This is a genomic window from Dialister histaminiformans (assembly GCF_900103425.1).
Classification (GTDB): domain Bacteria; phylum Bacillota; class Negativicutes; order Veillonellales; family Dialisteraceae; genus Allisonella; species Allisonella histaminiformans.
This window is the reverse complement of sequence record NZ_FMXA01000028.1, coordinates 1-16400: the sequence shown is the minus strand read 5'-3', so window position 1 is coordinate 16400 and position 16400 is coordinate 1. Positions and strand designations below refer to the sequence as shown.

17 protein-coding genes and 1 rRNA gene are annotated in these 16400 nt (G+C 45.8%); 1 reads left to right on the top strand and 17 read right to left on the bottom strand.

The window, feature by feature from the left end; translation table 11 throughout:
* The 17 genes from BLQ79_RS07735 to rpsB form a co-directional block, all read right to left on the bottom strand.
* Positions 1 to 190: ribosomal RNA gene (locus BLQ79_RS07735) — 16S ribosomal RNA — on the bottom strand; the annotation flags it as partial.
* 783 nt (positions 191 to 973) lie between these two features.
* Positions 974 to 1426 (bottom strand): hypothetical protein, encoded by a 453-nt coding sequence (locus BLQ79_RS07730; RefSeq protein WP_091365497.1) that lies wholly within the window; start codon positions 1424 to 1426, stop codon positions 974 to 976.
* A gap of 44 nt (positions 1427 to 1470) precedes the next feature.
* Complete coding sequence (locus BLQ79_RS07725; RefSeq protein ID WP_143270125.1) at positions 1471 to 2409, bottom strand: DUF2939 domain-containing protein; 939 nt, start codon at positions 2407 to 2409, stop codon at positions 1471 to 1473.
* Between the two features lie 12 nt (positions 2410 to 2421).
* Positions 2422 to 2550, bottom strand: coding sequence for a hypothetical protein (locus BLQ79_RS08465; RefSeq protein ID WP_268761837.1), 129 nt, complete (start codon positions 2548 to 2550; stop codon positions 2422 to 2424).
* A gap of 220 nt (positions 2551 to 2770) precedes the next feature.
* Positions 2771 to 3427, bottom strand: a complete 657-nt coding sequence (locus tag BLQ79_RS07720; RefSeq protein WP_091365493.1) for a ComF family protein — start codon at positions 3425 to 3427, stop codon at positions 2771 to 2773.
* Entirely contained in the window at positions 3421 to 5544 is a 2124-nt protein-coding gene (recD2, locus tag BLQ79_RS07715; protein ID WP_091365491.1) for an SF1B family DNA helicase RecD2, read from the bottom strand. The genes BLQ79_RS07720 and recD2 overlap by 7 nt, the downstream gene beginning before the upstream one ends.
* Positions 5545 to 5547: 3 nt before the next feature.
* The gene (locus BLQ79_RS07710; RefSeq protein WP_091365490.1) at positions 5548 to 5835 is read right to left on the bottom strand and encodes a chorismate mutase; all 288 of its coding nucleotides are present in this window, start codon (positions 5833 to 5835) and stop codon (positions 5548 to 5550) included.
* Between the two features lie 21 nt (positions 5836 to 5856).
* Positions 5857 to 7581: a proline--tRNA ligase gene (locus BLQ79_RS07705; protein WP_091365488.1), complete on the bottom strand. Its 1725-nt coding sequence runs from the start codon at positions 7579 to 7581 to the stop codon at positions 5857 to 5859.
* Positions 7582 to 8643 carry a flavodoxin-dependent (E)-4-hydroxy-3-methylbut-2-enyl-diphosphate synthase gene (gene ispG / locus BLQ79_RS07700; RefSeq protein WP_091365486.1) on the bottom strand — a complete coding sequence of 354 codons (1062 nt, stop codon included), beginning with the start codon at positions 8641 to 8643 and terminating at the stop codon, positions 7582 to 7584. It lies immediately after the preceding gene.
* Between the two features lie 29 nt (positions 8644 to 8672).
* Positions 8673 to 9695 carry an RIP metalloprotease RseP gene (rseP, locus tag BLQ79_RS07695; protein ID WP_091365484.1) on the bottom strand — a complete coding sequence of 341 codons (1023 nt, stop codon included), beginning with the start codon at positions 9693 to 9695 and terminating at the stop codon, positions 8673 to 8675.
* Positions 9692 to 10852, bottom strand: a complete 1161-nt coding sequence (locus BLQ79_RS07690; RefSeq protein WP_091365481.1) for a 1-deoxy-D-xylulose-5-phosphate reductoisomerase — start codon at positions 10850 to 10852, stop codon at positions 9692 to 9694. The genes rseP and BLQ79_RS07690 overlap by 4 nt, the downstream gene beginning before the upstream one ends.
* Before the next feature lie 135 nt (positions 10853 to 10987).
* Positions 10988 to 11803: a phosphatidate cytidylyltransferase gene (locus BLQ79_RS07685; RefSeq protein WP_091365478.1), complete on the bottom strand. Its 816-nt coding sequence runs from the start codon at positions 11801 to 11803 to the stop codon at positions 10988 to 10990.
* The gene (locus tag BLQ79_RS07680; protein WP_091365476.1) at positions 11800 to 12528 is read right to left on the bottom strand and encodes an isoprenyl transferase; all 729 of its coding nucleotides are present in this window, start codon (positions 12526 to 12528) and stop codon (positions 11800 to 11802) included. Before BLQ79_RS07680 ends, BLQ79_RS07685 begins: the two co-directional genes overlap by 4 nt.
* Before the next feature lie 231 nt (positions 12529 to 12759).
* Positions 12760 to 13317 (bottom strand): ribosome recycling factor, encoded by a 558-nt coding sequence (gene frr / locus BLQ79_RS07670; protein WP_091365473.1) that lies wholly within the window; start codon positions 13315 to 13317, stop codon positions 12760 to 12762.
* A 5-nt stretch (positions 13318 to 13322) separates the two neighbouring features.
* The gene (pyrH, locus tag BLQ79_RS07665; RefSeq protein ID WP_091365471.1) at positions 13323 to 14051 is read right to left on the bottom strand and encodes a UMP kinase; all 729 of its coding nucleotides are present in this window, start codon (positions 14049 to 14051) and stop codon (positions 13323 to 13325) included.
* Positions 14052 to 14110: 59 nt separating this feature from the next.
* Positions 14111 to 14758, bottom strand: a complete 648-nt coding sequence (gene tsf, locus BLQ79_RS07660; RefSeq protein ID WP_091365500.1) for a translation elongation factor Ts — start codon at positions 14756 to 14758, stop codon at positions 14111 to 14113.
* A 195-nt stretch (positions 14759 to 14953) separates the two neighbouring features.
* Complete coding sequence (gene rpsB, locus BLQ79_RS07655; protein WP_091365469.1) at positions 14954 to 15697, bottom strand: 30S ribosomal protein S2; 744 nt, start codon at positions 15695 to 15697, stop codon at positions 14954 to 14956.
* Positions 15698 to 15969: 272 nt separating this feature from the next.
* On the opposite strand from rpsB, the gene BLQ79_RS07650 reads away from it, so the two are divergent.
* Positions 15970 to 16400 (top strand): helix-turn-helix domain-containing protein (locus tag BLQ79_RS07650; RefSeq protein ID WP_143270124.1); only part of this gene is annotated, 431 nt, incomplete at its 3' end.

Below are 16400 nucleotides of genomic sequence, written 5' to 3'. Positions count from 1 at the left end.
AAGGTATTCGGTATTAGCAGTCGTTTCCGTCTGTTGTCCCCATCCTGAAGGCAGGTTGTTTACGTGTTACTCACCCGTTTGCCACTAGAATCCAAAAAAGAGCAAGCTCTTCTTTTTCTTCCCGTTCGACTTGCATGTGTTAAGCACGCCGCCAGCGTTCGTCCTGAGCCAGGATCAAACTCTCCATGATAGATTGTTTGTTTGGCTCGATTATTTCTTGCCTATTTACTCTTTAAATTGCGGGATAATTTCTTATCCGCACATCGGCTTTATTGTTCGCTGTACTGTTCAGTTTTCAAAGAACCAATCGCTCTAAGCGACTCCATTATATTAGCATGTATTGCTTTATAATGTCAAGTGCTTTTTTGCGATGTCTTCCGGAAACGCGGTTGAACCGCTTTCCGGAAGTGGCCGCCTCATCAGCGGCGAATATGATAATATCACTAAGCCATGCGCTGTGCAAGCAATATTAGAAAGTTTAATGGCACCAGTCTGACTTCTGACGGAGCATATCAGCACGCCTTCCTGTATCCCAACATAGAGGATTCTACTTTCCACCAGCCGCAGGCTGGTCCCCTTCTCTCTCCAGAACGGGAAACGTGCTGCATACTTCCGTTAATTGGCTTTCGCATGCTCATCCTTTGCAAAAGAGAACATTCCACTTCATTCCTGCAATCTGCAAATATTGCACGGTCTCTAGCTGCAGGATTGCCGTCTTGAATGTGACCTGACCAATTTAGTTGTCAATCATACGTTTCTGCATGCTAGCAAGGTAAAATCTGCTTTCCAGAATATTCTGAGTGTGAGTCCTCTCAAATAGTAAAGAAATCATACAGGAATGAGCATTCGGTTCATCCCTGTATGATTTTTACTACATCTGAGATACGCATCTATAAGCAGATGTCACTCAATGCATTATATGCCATTATCTATGGCTTCATTCTTCGTTTTCCCTGCCAATTCTATCTCATTTTTATTTGTGCGATTTATGCGGATGTGTTCTCGGGTCATAATACAATAACTGGTAATCCCTCGATGAGTTATCCGCTGCTTTCTGCATAAGCATCCCCATGAATGTTCCATCATTCGCTTCCACATCTTCCCATCCGGCATTGGTGTTGTAGGAATCTAGCTCATGACCCTGATCATCATATTCTTCTATATATGTAACTATATATTTTTTGTAATAATAATCAAATGTTGTAAATTCAACCCGGCAAGAATTTTGAGCCGGGTATCGATATCCCAGATTACAGCTAAGCTGATCACGATCTACATCATAATAATATCTGCCTAAATACACACTGACTTCACTATCTGAGTATAACCAGGTCCAGTTATTCCCGCTGAACATATGCGCTGATACTGGCACCATTCCCACTGCCGTAAGAATCAGGATAAGAAGTATCCTCTTTATTGTCTTCATAATTTCACGCCTTTCTTCTTATTTCTTTCAATTATAGCTTTCCATCAATTAAGTGACGTTTTTAGTTCCAATGTGCTGCCATCACTGTAAACAATCCGACTCACATGGCAGGTAAGCTGAAGTGCAGACAGATTCATATCTTCCAACTTCTTATCCGACTCTATAAATGGATTTAATTCTCTTCCAATCGCGAATTCTTCTGAACCTGTCCCGTCAGAATCTGGCTCAATCTCAATGTTATTAAAGAAAATATCATGTACTTTGCCATTATTTTCTCTGGCCTTAATTATGCCATCAATTTTATTGATAACCTTGTTTCCAGACAGCTTCATCTGGCCAGTAATCACCAGACGCTTACTGAATCCAAATTCATCTCCTGGTACGATTTCCGCAGACAAACCTGTTATTTTTATCTGACTGTCAATTTTCTTCTGAATTGGTTTATTGGCCTTATCCAGGGCTGCCTGATAAGACGATGTAAATTCTTTCAGATACTCTTTAAGGTTCTCTATGCTGACCACTTCCCATGTTCCATCCTGAAGCTGACGCATCTTAATCCGGATGGTAAAATCATGATTCAGTTTCACACTGTGGAATTTCAGTCCAACAGAGGCCAGTCCATCCGCTTTTTCTGTTTCTGTAACCTCTTTTAATGTCAACATGTATATTCCGGACTTCTTTTCCAGGTTTCTGGCTGCCTGATCAGCCTGATTTCCTGCGTTCTCCTTTTCCGGTGCTCCATTCAGTTTTCCAGTTTTAATGTAATCCCGGGCGCCTTCTTTCATAGACTCGACAACCGATGGCTTAAGTGAGATAACCATGCCCTGAACTAAATTTCTGGCAAACGGTGAATCCTGTAGATCCTGATCATTACTGAAAAAGTAATCAGCCATCTGATCATATGTCGACGAGGTCAGCGTATCCATATCCACATGTCTGCTGAATGTTTCCCAGTCATGCGATTTCACCGCATCCTGAATCAGAGAAAGTGCATATTAGGGAGTATGTCTGTAGTGTACATACCCAAGTATGCTGCCCACAATAAGCAGTATAACCGCTGCAATTCCCAGAATTTTTTTATTTTTCAGCAGATGCCTTAGCTTTTCCTCTGTTGAAGTCTCCATCTGACATGCTCCTTTCATACGCCACCCGAACTGTAATTTATTTGTTTTTTGTATTTATAAAATAATTATAACACATGAGCTGAGTAGAAATTTACACATTCTATTATCAGCTTTTATCTTTCAATTTATGGTCAAAAGCATCAGAAAAGGACATCTTTACTGAAATCCAGAAAAGATGTCCTTTGAAAGTTTCACGATAAAATACTCGCCACCAAAAGCATCAGGGCGCCTTACTTGCCATAACCATCCCGGTAACCTCACTGGCACCAGCCATCTTCAGTGCTTTGGCTGCCGCTTCCATCGTAGAACCGGTTGTGTAAATATCATCGAGCAAAAGCACTTTTTCCCCTTTCAATGATACATCGCGGTTGACATGAAAAGCATGCTCCAGATTATGTCTTCGGTCATTTCGAAGAAGCTGCGATTGAGGAACCGTGTTACGAATCTTTATTATTCCATCAGATAAATAGGTCTTCCCCTGTTTTATCATCCAGTCCTCAAAAATTATATCCGTCTGATTATAGCCTCTTTGCCTGGCATGCTCCATGGAAAGCGGCACCGGAATTGCCACACGAAAGTCAGCCAGACTATCCCACCAGGGAAATTTCTCCAGAAACAAATGAAATCCACGGGCAGAAGACACCTTATGGTTAAACTTGAGATCAATCAGACATTTTCTCATCCCTTTTGCATAATCAGTCAGTGTATAACATCCTGACAGATGCTCTGTGTAAGAAGACCGGATCATGCGGGGATTCCATACCTGTGTCTGACATTGCCAGCACCACAAATCTCCCCCTGTGTGAATTAGTTTCCCACATCCCGGACACCGGGAAGGATACACCAGTTCCAGAAAATACCTGAAAAATCTCAGCATAAGGCCTCTCCTTTAAGCAATGGCAAAAACAGACTGCATCGCCCTGCCATCTTATGAGTAGCTACAGCTTTAGCTATCGCTTCATCCGTACTTATCAGTATGGTTCTGCCACTGGCTCTGGTAATTCCTGTATACAGCAGATTTCTCTGCAGCATCACATACTGAGTCGGTAAAAGAACCATAACGACTGTATCATATTCACACCCCTGGCTCTTGTGCACCGTTATGGCATAGGCAAGCTGAATATCCCGCCGTTCCTCTTTTTCATAAGTAACTTCTTTATCGTCATAAGATACGCTGATTTTTCCATCCGTAACGGCCCACACTACACCAATATCCCCATTATATACGCCTTTTTCATAATCATTCCGGCGTTGCATTACCTTATCCCCAGGTAGAAATCCGGTGATTTTCTCATTGGATCCATGCACTGCCATCTGAATAGCCTCATTCAGATGATCCACACCGCAGATGCCTTTGTACATTGGAGAAAGTACCTGCATGGTCAGCTTATTCTGATCGTACTCATAATGGCAATCCCTGCACAGCTCCATCACCTGCTGAAAGGCTTCCTGCTCTGAGGATACCTTTCTGAACACGAACTCTCCATTCTCATCAGACTGCGGAACCTGTCCCTCCCGCACACGAGAAGCATTGATGATAATACCGCTGCCTTCGCCCTGACGGAATATATGCTGGAGACGGATAACCGGAACCTCTCCCCAGGCAATCAGATCCTTCAGCGGAGCCCCCGGCCCTACCGGAGGAAGCTGATCTATATCCCCGACCAGTACCAGGGAGGCCCCTGGCTTTATGGCGCTTATGAGATGATAAAACAATGACATATCAATCATAGACGCTTCATCTACAATGATTAAATCTTCATCCAGCGGATCTGCCTCATTTTTATTGAACAGGTTGGCTGTATCCGATAATTCCGCTTCCAGTGCCTTATGGATAGTATCAGCATTTCGTCCGGTCACTATAGCCAGTCGCTTGGCCGCTCTTCCAGTAGGTGCCATAAGACGTACTTCCCTGTTTTCCTGTTCCGCAGCCGTAATAATCGCCTGAATAAGCGTTGTCTTCCCTGTACCTGGTCCCCCGGTAATAATCAGCATTCCCGAATTCATAGCGGCTTCTACGGCCTGCACCTGTTCCGGCGCCAGCGTTATATGTTTTTTCTTTTCAAACTTTTCAATAGCCAGTGTCGCCGAACCTTCCGCTGTGGTCTCCAGAAGTTCTCTGATCCGGTAAACTGACTCTGTTTCCGCTTCATAGAGAGAGGGCTGATAAAGGAAAACCATGTCTTCAAACTGGCAAGATGGGATTTCGCCGGTACTTATCGCTTCTGCTGCGGTATGGCGAAGCACCTCCTCATCCAGTCCCAGCATCCGTGAGGCCTCATAGCATACAGCCCTTTCCGGGGCACAGCAATGTCCCTGTACGGCATACCGTGACAGAATATAGAACATGCCATGAATAATACGTTCCTCATCTTCTCTTTCCGTACCGTTAGCCAGTGCCAGCCTGTCCACATCACGAAAGCCCAGTCCGGGAATTTCACCAAGCATGCGATAGGGATTGTTCCGGATAACCTCTTCCGCGTCTTCCCCATACAGCTTCTGCATTTCCATAGCTATATGAGGCGAGATTCCTGCTTTCTGGAGCAGCATAATCAGTTCGCCTGTTGATTTCACTTCTTCATAAGAGGCGGCAATCTTCTGCAATGTCTTCTCCCCGATGCCCGGCACTTCCAGAAGCGCGTCTATGTTTTCATCCATGATATGGAGGGTATCTTTTCCGAAATGGGCCACAATACGGCCTGCCATCGCCGGACCAATCCCCTCTATAACGCCGGATGCCAGATAATTTTCGATTTCATCAGAGGTTTCCGGTTTTGACACTTCCATGGACTGCCCTTTAAACTGCACACCAAAACGGGGGTGCCGTGTCCAGCACCCCCGTACCATGATGGATTCCCCCTGCGAAGGCACTCCCATAGAGCCAGTAACAGTCACCTGTTTACCGCTGTCTTTTTCTCTCATCCTCAAGACACAGAATGTGCCATCCGGACTTGTATATACGATACGCTCTACTGTCCCGCAAAGTTCTTCCATAGTTTATCCCTGTTTTTTACAAATTGATCTCTGAATTTCCTTGCTGATATCCATCAATGAGCGATACCAGCCGGTAAAATACATTTTGTCTGTCACATTTTCGATAAGAGCTGTCAGATTTCTTATATTTTCTTCTTCTCTTACCGCGTCAAAGACAGGCGCCTGGGATTTAAGCTTTGTTTCCCCAACAGCACGACATAAGGTCATCCGTTTCTCAAAAAGCTTTACCAGTTCCTTATCAATGGTCCTGATTTCATTGCGGAGTTCATTTAAATCCTTATCCTTATTCATGCTGTATCCTCTCTTTCTGTATTAAAGATTTTCTGCGCGCAGGTTGTTAAGAACAGAATTAACCTTTTCAGCCGCTTCAGCAAATGGAACTTCGATGACTTCCCCTGTACGTCGAATCTTGATTTCCACCGTGCCATTTTCCTTCAGCTTCTTACCAATGGTAACGCGGACCGGATAGCCGATAAGGTCAGCATCCTTAAACTTTGGACCCGCTCTGCCCTTACGGTCATCCAGGACAATTTCATCACGGCTGGTGTTCAATGCTTCATACAGTTCCTTCGCTGCCTTCATAACTTCTTCGTCCTTTGTATTGAATGGTACGATGACTGCTTCATAAGGAGCGATATTGATTGGCCAGATGATACCGTCTTCATCATGGTTCTGTTCAATGGAAGCGGCTACTGTACGGGTTACGCCGATGCCATAGCATCCCATAACCATTGGATGGGACTTGCCGTTCTGATCCAGGAAATTGCATCCCAATGCTTCTGAATACTTGGTTCCCAGCTTAAATACCTGACCGACTTCAATACCCTTCTTCATTTCAATATGTCCGCCGCAAACCGGGCATACATCATGAGTGTCAATCAGACGGATGGTATCTACCCGTACATTCGGGAAATCGCGCTTTGGATTGACATGGATATAATGCATATCCTTCTGGTTGCCGCCGCAGCATGCATCTTCCATTTCCATAACGGATGCGTCGACTACAATGTCAAACTTATCGCTGGTCTTAAGACCAATCGGGCTGATATAACCGGCAATAAGACCACAGGCCTTCAGATCTTCATCAGATGCCATGCCTACATTTACTGCATGGTAGATATTCTGGAGACGTACTTCATTGACTTCATGGTCTCCGCGTACCATAGCCAGAACGACCTTGTCATCCAGCTTGTATACTACAGCCTTGATGGACTGAGACACTGGCGCATGCAGATATTCGCATACCATTTCGATGGTATGCTGACCTGGAGTCGATACCAGTTCTTTTTCCTTATCGTTATGGATATGCTGAGATACGGCCTTTGGCTGAACAGCTTCCACATTGGCAGCAAAATCACAGGAAGTGCAGTATACAATGTCGGCTTCACCGGCATCTGCGATAACTTCAAATTCGTGAGAACCGCTGCCGCCAATGGCTCCTGTGTCTGCGATTACCGGGCGGAAATGCAGTCCGCAGCGGGTAAATATACGGGTATAGGCATCATACATGAGCTTATACTGCTTATCCAGACCTTCTTCATCTGCGTCAAAAGTATAGGCATCCTTCATGATGAATTCACGGCTTCTCATCAAACCAAAACGCGGTCTCTTTTCATCGCGGTACTTGTTCTGAATCTGGAACAGAGATACCGGCAGCTGCTTATAGGAAGAGGTATCCATACGGGTCAGCGCGGTAATCAGTTCTTCATGGGTCGGTCCCAGGCAGTATTCATGGTCATGACGATCCTTAAGCTTGAACATTTCCGGACCAAATACAGCCCAGCGTCCGGTTTCCTGCCAGAGTTCAGCCGGCTGAACAATAGGCATCATAATTTCCTGGCATCCTATCTTTGCCATTTCTTCGCGGATGATGTCTTCAATCTTACGGATAGATCTCCATGCCAGAGGTAAAAAGGCATACAGGCCATTGGAAATCTTACGCATCATCCCTGCTTTCAGCATGTACTGATGGCTTACTACAACGGCATCTGCCGGAATTTCTCTGAGTGTTGGACTATATAATCTGCTTGCTAACATCTAAATTTCTCCCTTTTCATATTTTTCTATTTCCTGCATAAGTCTGTCTATCAGTTCATTTTCAGGAACGGTACAGATGATTTTCCCTTTTCTGAAAACATGTCCCAGTCCTTTGCCTCCGGCAATGCCAAAGTCAGCTTCTCTTGCTTCCCCCGGACCATTAACCGCGCAGCCCATAACCGCTACTTTAATGGGTTTGCTGAACTTCTGAATCTTCTCTTCCACTTCCCTGGCCATCTCAATGAGGTTGACCTGTGTACGTCCACAGGTTGGGCAGGAAATCAGAGTCGGCCCATAGGAGCGCATTCCAGTGGAGCTCAGTATTTCTTTTGCCGCTGTTACTTCTTTCAGTGGATCATCAGTCAGGGATACTCGAATAGTATCTCCAATACCATCCAGGAGCAAAGCCCCTATACCAATAGCTGACTTTATTGTACCACGATACAGAGTTCCCGCTTCAGTTACCCCCAGGTGAAGAGGATAATCCACTTTCTGGGACAACATACGGTTGGCTTTGACCATCATAGGTACATCCGTAGATTTTACCGAGATTACGATATCATGGAATCCTTCTTCTTCCAGTATCTGTACATGACGCAGAGCGCCTTCCACCATGCCTTCTGCTGTAGGATGCCCGCCGTACTTATCCAGCAGGTCCGCCGGGAGTGATCCGGCATTAATCCCAATGCGGATGGGCACACTCCGCTCTGCAGCCTTTTCTACCACCTTAACCACATTTTCACGGCGTCCAATGTTTCCAGGATTAATACGCAATGCATCAATTCCGGAATCTATGGCGGTAAGTGCCAGATGATAGTCAAAATGGATATCCGCTACCAGAGGAATGGAAACGAGGGCTTTAAGATCTTTCAGCGCTTCCGCTGCCCTTCTATCAGGAACAGCGACCCGGACAATATCTGCACCGGCCTTCCCCAGCGCATTAATCTGTGCCGCTGCATACGCAGTATCCACAGGACTGAATGTACTCATGGACTGTATGGCAACCGGTGCGCCGCCGCCAATCTTTACTCCCCCTACATCTACCTGTCTTGTCTTACGCATTAAAAACCACCTTTATCTGTAATATCTGATTATCTGAATAAGGCCGTAATATCACTGGCCATAGCGTAAATAAAAAATCCTCCCAGGATAAAAATTCCTGCCATCTGTATGTAAAACAGAGTCTTCTCCGGAAGCTTTCTTCCATACAGGCCTTCCAGCACAGTCAATACAATAACTCCTCCATCCAGCAGCGGAATCGGAAGCAGATTCATTACGCCAAGATTTAAACTCAGTATAGCAATGAACAACAATAAAGGCAAAATTCCGGTATCCGCCACATTTCCAGCTATTCGGGCAATTCCAATCGGACCGGCCACTTCCCCCTGTGGAGAGCCGGAAATTATATACATAAGTCCTTTACCGACACCGACGATAACGGCAACACACCGGTCAGCCGCCATGTGAAGGGATTCGGTGAAGGAAACAGGGGTAACCTGTACATAAGCCGTAATTCCAAGAATCGTACGTCCATCCCGGTTAGCAGGAATTACCGTAACCGTGTGCCTGACCCCCGCTCTGGAAATCTGCACTTCCAGTACGGTATTTCCGGCATTGGCCAGTGCTCCATGTATATCGGTCCATTTGTCAATCTTTGACTTTCCTATATACAGAATCCTGTCGCCTGCTTCCAGTCCGGCCCGTTCTGCCGGAGTATCGCTGATAACTTCACCGATAACCGGATAATCGGGGAAGACGGCCTTGCCTTCATGCCAGATTACTCCGGTAAAAATCGCGAAGGCCAGGAGAATGTTGAATGCCGCTCCTGCACTGACCACCAGCAGCTTCTGCCATACCGGCCGGTTCACAAACGCCCTTTTATCTGTGTATTCCTGATTATCCATTCCCATAATGCGGTTGAATCCGCCGAGCGGGAGAATCCGGAGTGAATATAATGTCTCCCCGTATCTGACAGAACAGATTTTGGGACCAAAACCAATGGCAAATTCTTCCACTTTCATCCCAGTCAGTTTAGCCATGATAAAATGACCAAATTCATGAACCAGAACAATTACCGCAAATACTATTATAGGAGCTACAATCGTATGTATCATAATTCTGCTTTCTTAATAGCCTCTTCCGCCATAAAACGCGCCCTGGCATCCGCGGCATGAATATCTTCTATACTGTGAATTTCTTCCCGTTTCCAGTGATTCAGGACTTCTTCCGTCACATCAAAGATGGAAAGGAAGGAAATACGTTCCTGAATAAATGCCCGGACGGCTTCCTCATTGGCCGCATTGAACGCAGCAGCTGTATCTCCTCCGTCCTTCCCCGCTTCAAACGCAAGTCCCAGGGAACGGAATACCCGGGTATCCGGCATGGCTATCTTAATTCCTGCCAGCCTGGACCAGTCTACAAATTCATGGGATGGACTTGGCAATCTCTTTGGATAGGTCAGGGCAAACTGAATCGGAAGCCGCATATCCGGATTACCTATCTGGGCTATTATCGAGCCGTCCACGTATTCCACCATGGAGTGTATCAGGCTCTGCGGCTGAACAACAACCTGAATATGATCATAGTCCACATCAAAGAGCCAATGTGCTTCAATGACTTCCAGCCCCTTATTGAACATGGTAGCCGAGTCCAGGGTAACCTTCACCCCCATATTCCAGGTAGGATGCTTCAGTGCGTCTTTCAGTGTGACATGAGCCAGTTCATTCCTTGTCTTTCCAAAGAACGGGCCGCCGGAGGCGGTAAGCAGCAATTTATGAATCCCTTTCCTATCCTGCCCCAGCATGGACTGGAAGATAGCGCTGTGTTCACTGTCTACAGGACGAATCAGCACATTATGCTTCCTGGCGGCCAGCGTAACCAGTTTTCCTCCGGCTACCAGGGTTTCCTTATTCGCCAGTGCCAGCTCCTTTTCTGCCTCAATGGCTGCCAGGGTCGGAGCCAGTCCGGCTACACCAACCACGGACACAAGGACAAGATTCACATCCGGAAGACCTGCTGCCGTACAAAGCGCCTGTTCACCTGTAAGTATTTTCGCACTTCCGGTATATTTTCGCTTAAATTCTTCAGCTGCCTGTTCATCGGTTATAACCACGTATGCCGGTTTGAACTCCATGGCCTGCTCCAGCAGCTTATCCACACTTCTTCTGGCTGCCAGAACCTGTGCATGAAATAAATCGCTATGGAGACGGATGACATCCAGCGCCTGTGTGCCAATAGATCCTGTAGATCCCAGAATCGCTATTTGTTTCATAAGAACCTCACCAAACATATTTATCAAAAGAAAAATCCGCCCTGAATAGAGCGGATTTTCACCACTGTCTGTTTGCATTTATTTACCGGATAAGCAATCTGCCGCCAGGGCATCGGTTATCCGATAAAATAAAAATCAGAGCTGATGAATAAGAACAAGCAGAGAGACCATGACCGGTGCAACAAAGTACATACTGTCAAAACGATCCAGCATTCCTCCATGGCCCGGGAGCAGGTTCCCTGAATCTTTAATTCCGCAAACGCGTTTCATGTAGGATTCAAACAAATCTCCGATTGGTGCCACAATGGACAGCACAATACCGAGTATCCCTCCATATATCACAGGGTATCCTGCATATACAGAAAACAGAATACAGCAGATAATAGCCCCTGCCGCGCCACCGATGAGACCTTCCAGTGTCTTTTTCGGTGAAATATGAGGGGCCATATGGGTTTTGCCAAATTTTTTCCCTGCAAAATAAGCAAAGGAATCACTGGCCCACGTACCAATCAGCGCAAAGAGAATCAGGAAGATTCCCGGGTCCAGTTTTTCCACACCGGAAGGAATCAGATGGCTTCCTCCCCGGAGAAGGACCAGAGAACCTACCCCAATCCCGACATACAGCGTTCCCAGTATGGTATAAAACAGATCCTGCATCTGCTGAAACTGCACGCGCAGACAAATCATAAACATTACAATAAAGCACAGGCATACTGCCGCAAAGAACACAGGTACGGAATAAAACCCGGATGCGCAAAGCATGATGATGATGGCAGCATAAGCCGATTTACTGAAAGTATGAACATCAATTTCCTTCATCATCCTGGCATATTCACGAAATGAGATAATGCCCGCTGCAACACAGGCCGCCGTGAATGGCCAGCTTCCCAGCCATACCAGAACCAATACCGCAATAATGCCCACAATGGCTGTACATATACGAACCTTCATTTCTTAGATTCCTCCGACAAGCCGCCATACCGGCGATCCCGATGGCTGAACCATTCCACAGCCTTTCTGAACTCTTCCGCCGTAAAGTCGGGCCAGAGCGTAGGTGTGAAATACAATTCGCCATAAGAAACCTGCCACAAAAGGAAATTGGAAATTCTGGATTCTCCTCCTGTACGGATCATGAGATCCACATCCATAGAACTGGATGGGTACAGGTGGCCTGTTACCGTGTCCATGGTAATATCCTCTACTGACAGCTGTCCATCCCGGACTTCTCCGGCAATGGATTTCACTGCCCGGAGAATTTCCTGGCGTCCCCCATAATTAATAGCCACATTGAGAATCAGACCATCGTTATTACGGGTATCCGATTCACAGACCGCAATTTCCTGTCTGAGTTTTGCAGGAAGAACGGAGCAATCACCTATAATGTGCAGCTGCACGTTATCCTTCACCAGATCCCGCAGCTGCTCTACAAGGTATTTAGAAAAGAGTTTCATCAGAAATTGCACTTCTGTCTTAGGGCGTTTCCAATTTTCTGTAGAGAAAGCATATAAGGTAACTACTTTAATTCCCATTTCTCCCGCTGCAGAAATTATCTTTTTAACGTTGGCCGCGCCAAACCCATGTCCATAGGTTCTTTCATGTCCACGCTGTCTGGCCCATCGTCCATTGCCATCAAGTATTATGGCTACATGTTCCGGACAAGTCTTTTTCTCCGACAACTTGTGTCTCCTTACCGTAAATTTCCAAAATCTTCTGTACTGCTTCCCGGCCATATGCCATGCGTGGCATGATTACCGCATGTTCTCCGGCTCGCACTACATATTTTTTATCTGGCTCCAATACAAAATGGCGGCCGCGGCTTTCCGAGATTTCTCCCTGAGGATATATCCCGGAAAACCACTTCCGCATTTCGTCAGTAAATGGAAGCCCAGGTTCCATTTGATGTTTCATTATACAGACATAATTTCCTTAATCTTCTTAGCGGTTACGTCTTCTATTTCTTTAATCTTCTTATCGGTGAGCTTCTGAATCTTATCTTCCACTGCACTGATGATATCTTCCGATACGTCGCTCTTCTTTGCTTCCTTCTTCATGAAGTCCATGCCATCACGGCGGATGTTACGGATAGCAATCTTTCCTTCTTCAGACTTCTTGCTTACCACCTTGGACAGTTCCTTTCTGCGTTCTTCGGTGAGCTGCGGAATAGCCAGACGAATCAGGTTTCCATCATTCATTGGAGTAAGTCCGAGATCAGACTGCAGAATGGCCTTTTCAATTTCCTTAAGAAGGCTCTTGTCCCATGGCTGAATGACAATCAGTCTTGCCTGTGGAACGGTAACGGATGCTACCTGGTTTACCGGAGTACGGGAACCATAATATTCAACAAATACACGGTCAAGAAGACTGGCATTGGCCTGACCTGTACGAATAGATGCATATTCAGACTGCAGGGCACTGATAGATTTGTCCATTTTTTCTGTTAATTCTTTTAATTCATTTTCGTACATAATGATTATTTCCTTTCGATTAATGTGCCAAGTTTTTCACCAAGGCACGCCTTTTCAATATTTCCAGGAACATCCATATTAAAGACCACAATCGGAATGTTGTTGTTCATGCAGAGGGTAATTGCCGTATTATCCATAACTTTAAGTTCCTTCTGAAGAACTTCGCTATAGGTAAGGTGAGTAAACATCTTCGCTTCCGGATGGAACTTCGGATCGGCGTCATATACGCCATCGGTTCCACGTTTAGCCATGAGCATAACATCCGCCTCAATTTCTGCTGAACGCAATGCGGCGGTAGTATCCGTTGTAAAATAAGGGTTGCCTGTACCTGCTGCAAAAATTACGACTCTGCCTTTTTCCAGGTGACGTACGGCTCTTCTTCTGATATATGGTTCAGCAACCTGACGCATTTCAATAGCGGTCTGTACACGGGTATCCACACCATGCTTTTCCAGTCCATCCTGCAAAGCCAGTGCATTCATAACGGTAGCCAGCATTCCCATATAGTCCGCGGACGCTCTGTCCATACCGGCGCCGCTGCCTCTGAGTCCACGCCAGAAATTTCCGCCGCCTACGACTACAGCTACTTCAATACCTGCCTTAGTAACCGCTTTGATTTCTTCACACAGGCGATTTACCACATCGGAATCAATACCAAACCCTTTATCGCTGGCCAGTGCTTCACCGCTCAGCTTAAGCATTACTCTATGATACTTCTTGTTCTCTGCCAACATAGTTCACCCCATTTGCAAAATAAGAGAACACACCTGTGTTCTCTTATTGATATCGAAAATTACTTTTTAATCTGGCTCATTACTTCATCAGCAAAGTTTTCCTGCTTCTTTTCGATGCCTTCGCCAAGCTGATAACGGGTGAAACGACGAATGGAAACCTTTTCGCCCATCTTAACAGTAGCTTCGAGAACTACATCATTGATAGTCTTGTCGCCGTCTTTGATGAATGGCTGATCCAGGAGGCAGACTTCCTTGAAATACTTTTCAATGCGGCCTTCTACCATGCGATCAACAATCTTTTCCGGCTTGCCTTCATTGAGGGCTTCCTGACGATATACTTCCTTTTCATGGGAAATAACATCAGCCGGAACTTCTTCACGGGAGACATACAGCGGATTTGCTGCTGCAATCTGCATAGCAATATCCTTAACGAGAGCGTGGAAACCTTCAGTCTGAGCAACGAAGTCGGTTTCGCAGTTTACTTCAACGAGAACGCCGATACGGCCGTTTCCGTGAATGTAAGAACCAACGATACCTTCTGCAGCAATACGGCCAGCCTTCTTAGCTGCCTTGGACAGTCCTTTTTCACGAAGAATATCTACTGCCTTTTCCATATCGCCATTAGCTTCGGTGAGGGCTTTTTTGCAGTCCATCATACCTACGCCTGTGCGGGTACGCAGTTCTTTAACCATGCTTGCTGTAATCATTCTATAACCTCCAACTATAATAAAAGGTGTTTGTCCGGCATTTCCATAAAGGAATTCCCTCTGTCCGGATACGGATGTATCCATACCATCGGGCAACTTTCCCGCCTGCCTTGCGCGGTACTGCTTATCTTTATACAACGGACGACCCGCCCTGTATGAGCGAGTCCCCTGTATAAAGTAATTCACTATTGTTAATTATTCCTGGTCTTCAGCAGCTTCTTCTGCAGCCGGAGCAGCGGTTTCTTCTTCTTCCTGCTGGCCCTGACGACCTTCCAGTACTGCATCAGCAATCTTGCTGGTCAGCAGCTTAACAGCGCGGATTGCGTCATCGTTAGCCGGAATCGGGAAGTCGATAACGTCCGGATCGCAGTTGGTATCAACGGTAGCAATAACCGGAATGCCAAGCTTGCGGGCTTCCTTAACTGCAATTTCTTCCTTCTTGGAATCTACAACGAAAATTGCGCCTGGCAGCTTCTTCATATCCTTGATACCGCCGAGGTTCTTTTCCAGCTTCTGCAGTTCACGCTGCATAAGCATAGCTTCCTTCTTGGTATACTGTTCAACGGTGCCATCTTCAAACATAGCTTCCAGTTCCTTCAGACGGGCAATACGGGTCTGAATGGTGCGGAAGTTGGTAAGCATACCGCCGAGCCAGCGTTCATTTACGTAGAACTGGTTGCAACGTTCAGCTTCTTCGCGAATGGAATTCTGAGCCTGCTTCTTGGTGCCTACGAACAGTACGGATTCGCCTTTAGCTGCGAGATCACGAACGAATTCATATGCTTCATCAACCTTCTGAACGGTCTTCTGCAGATCAATGATGTAGATTCCGTTTCTTTCTGTGAAAATGAATCTTGCCATCTTTGGATTCCAACGACGGGTCTGGTGACCAAAGTGAACGCCTGCTTCGAGTAACTGCTTCATGGATACAACTGACATAATAATATTCCTCCTGTTTTAAATCCTCTGACCGCTTCCTTCTCTGCAGCCACCCTGACATGGGGCACAGATGCAGAATCCACGGTCATGTGTACTCATGCTTTTTTATTCTAGCAAAATCAAAATGTAAAAGCAAGATATTTCCTGCTTATCTCCCCTATTTTTCTGTAGGATTACAATACATGTGTTACACATTGAAAACATAAAAAGCGAGATCCCCTTGTGATATAGTTAATTCGTCAAAACAAACTTTTACCAAAGGAGTATCTCGCATGAACAGTATAACACAAGTTATGAAATTTCGTAGATCTATGGTCGAATATGCATTGAAGCATGGCGTCACTAAAACCGCCATCAAATACAATACATATCGCCAATACGTGTATCGCTGGCTTCGACGTTATGATGGTTCACTGGAGTCCTTACGTAATAAATCCCGCAGGCCCAAACACCATCCCAAAGCACATACAGCTGCGGAATTAAAGCTCATTCAGGATATGAGGCGTCGAAATCCAGAGGCCGGGTTGGTGGTTTTCTGGGTAAAGCTCCGTCAGCGTGGATATAGCCGCTCAATTACCGGACTTTACCGTACATTGAAACGCATAGGGATGACTCCGGTGAAACCGCCTAACCCCAAATATGTTCCCAAACCCTATGAACAAATGCTGTATCCAGGGCAGCGCATCCAGATTGACGTAAAGTT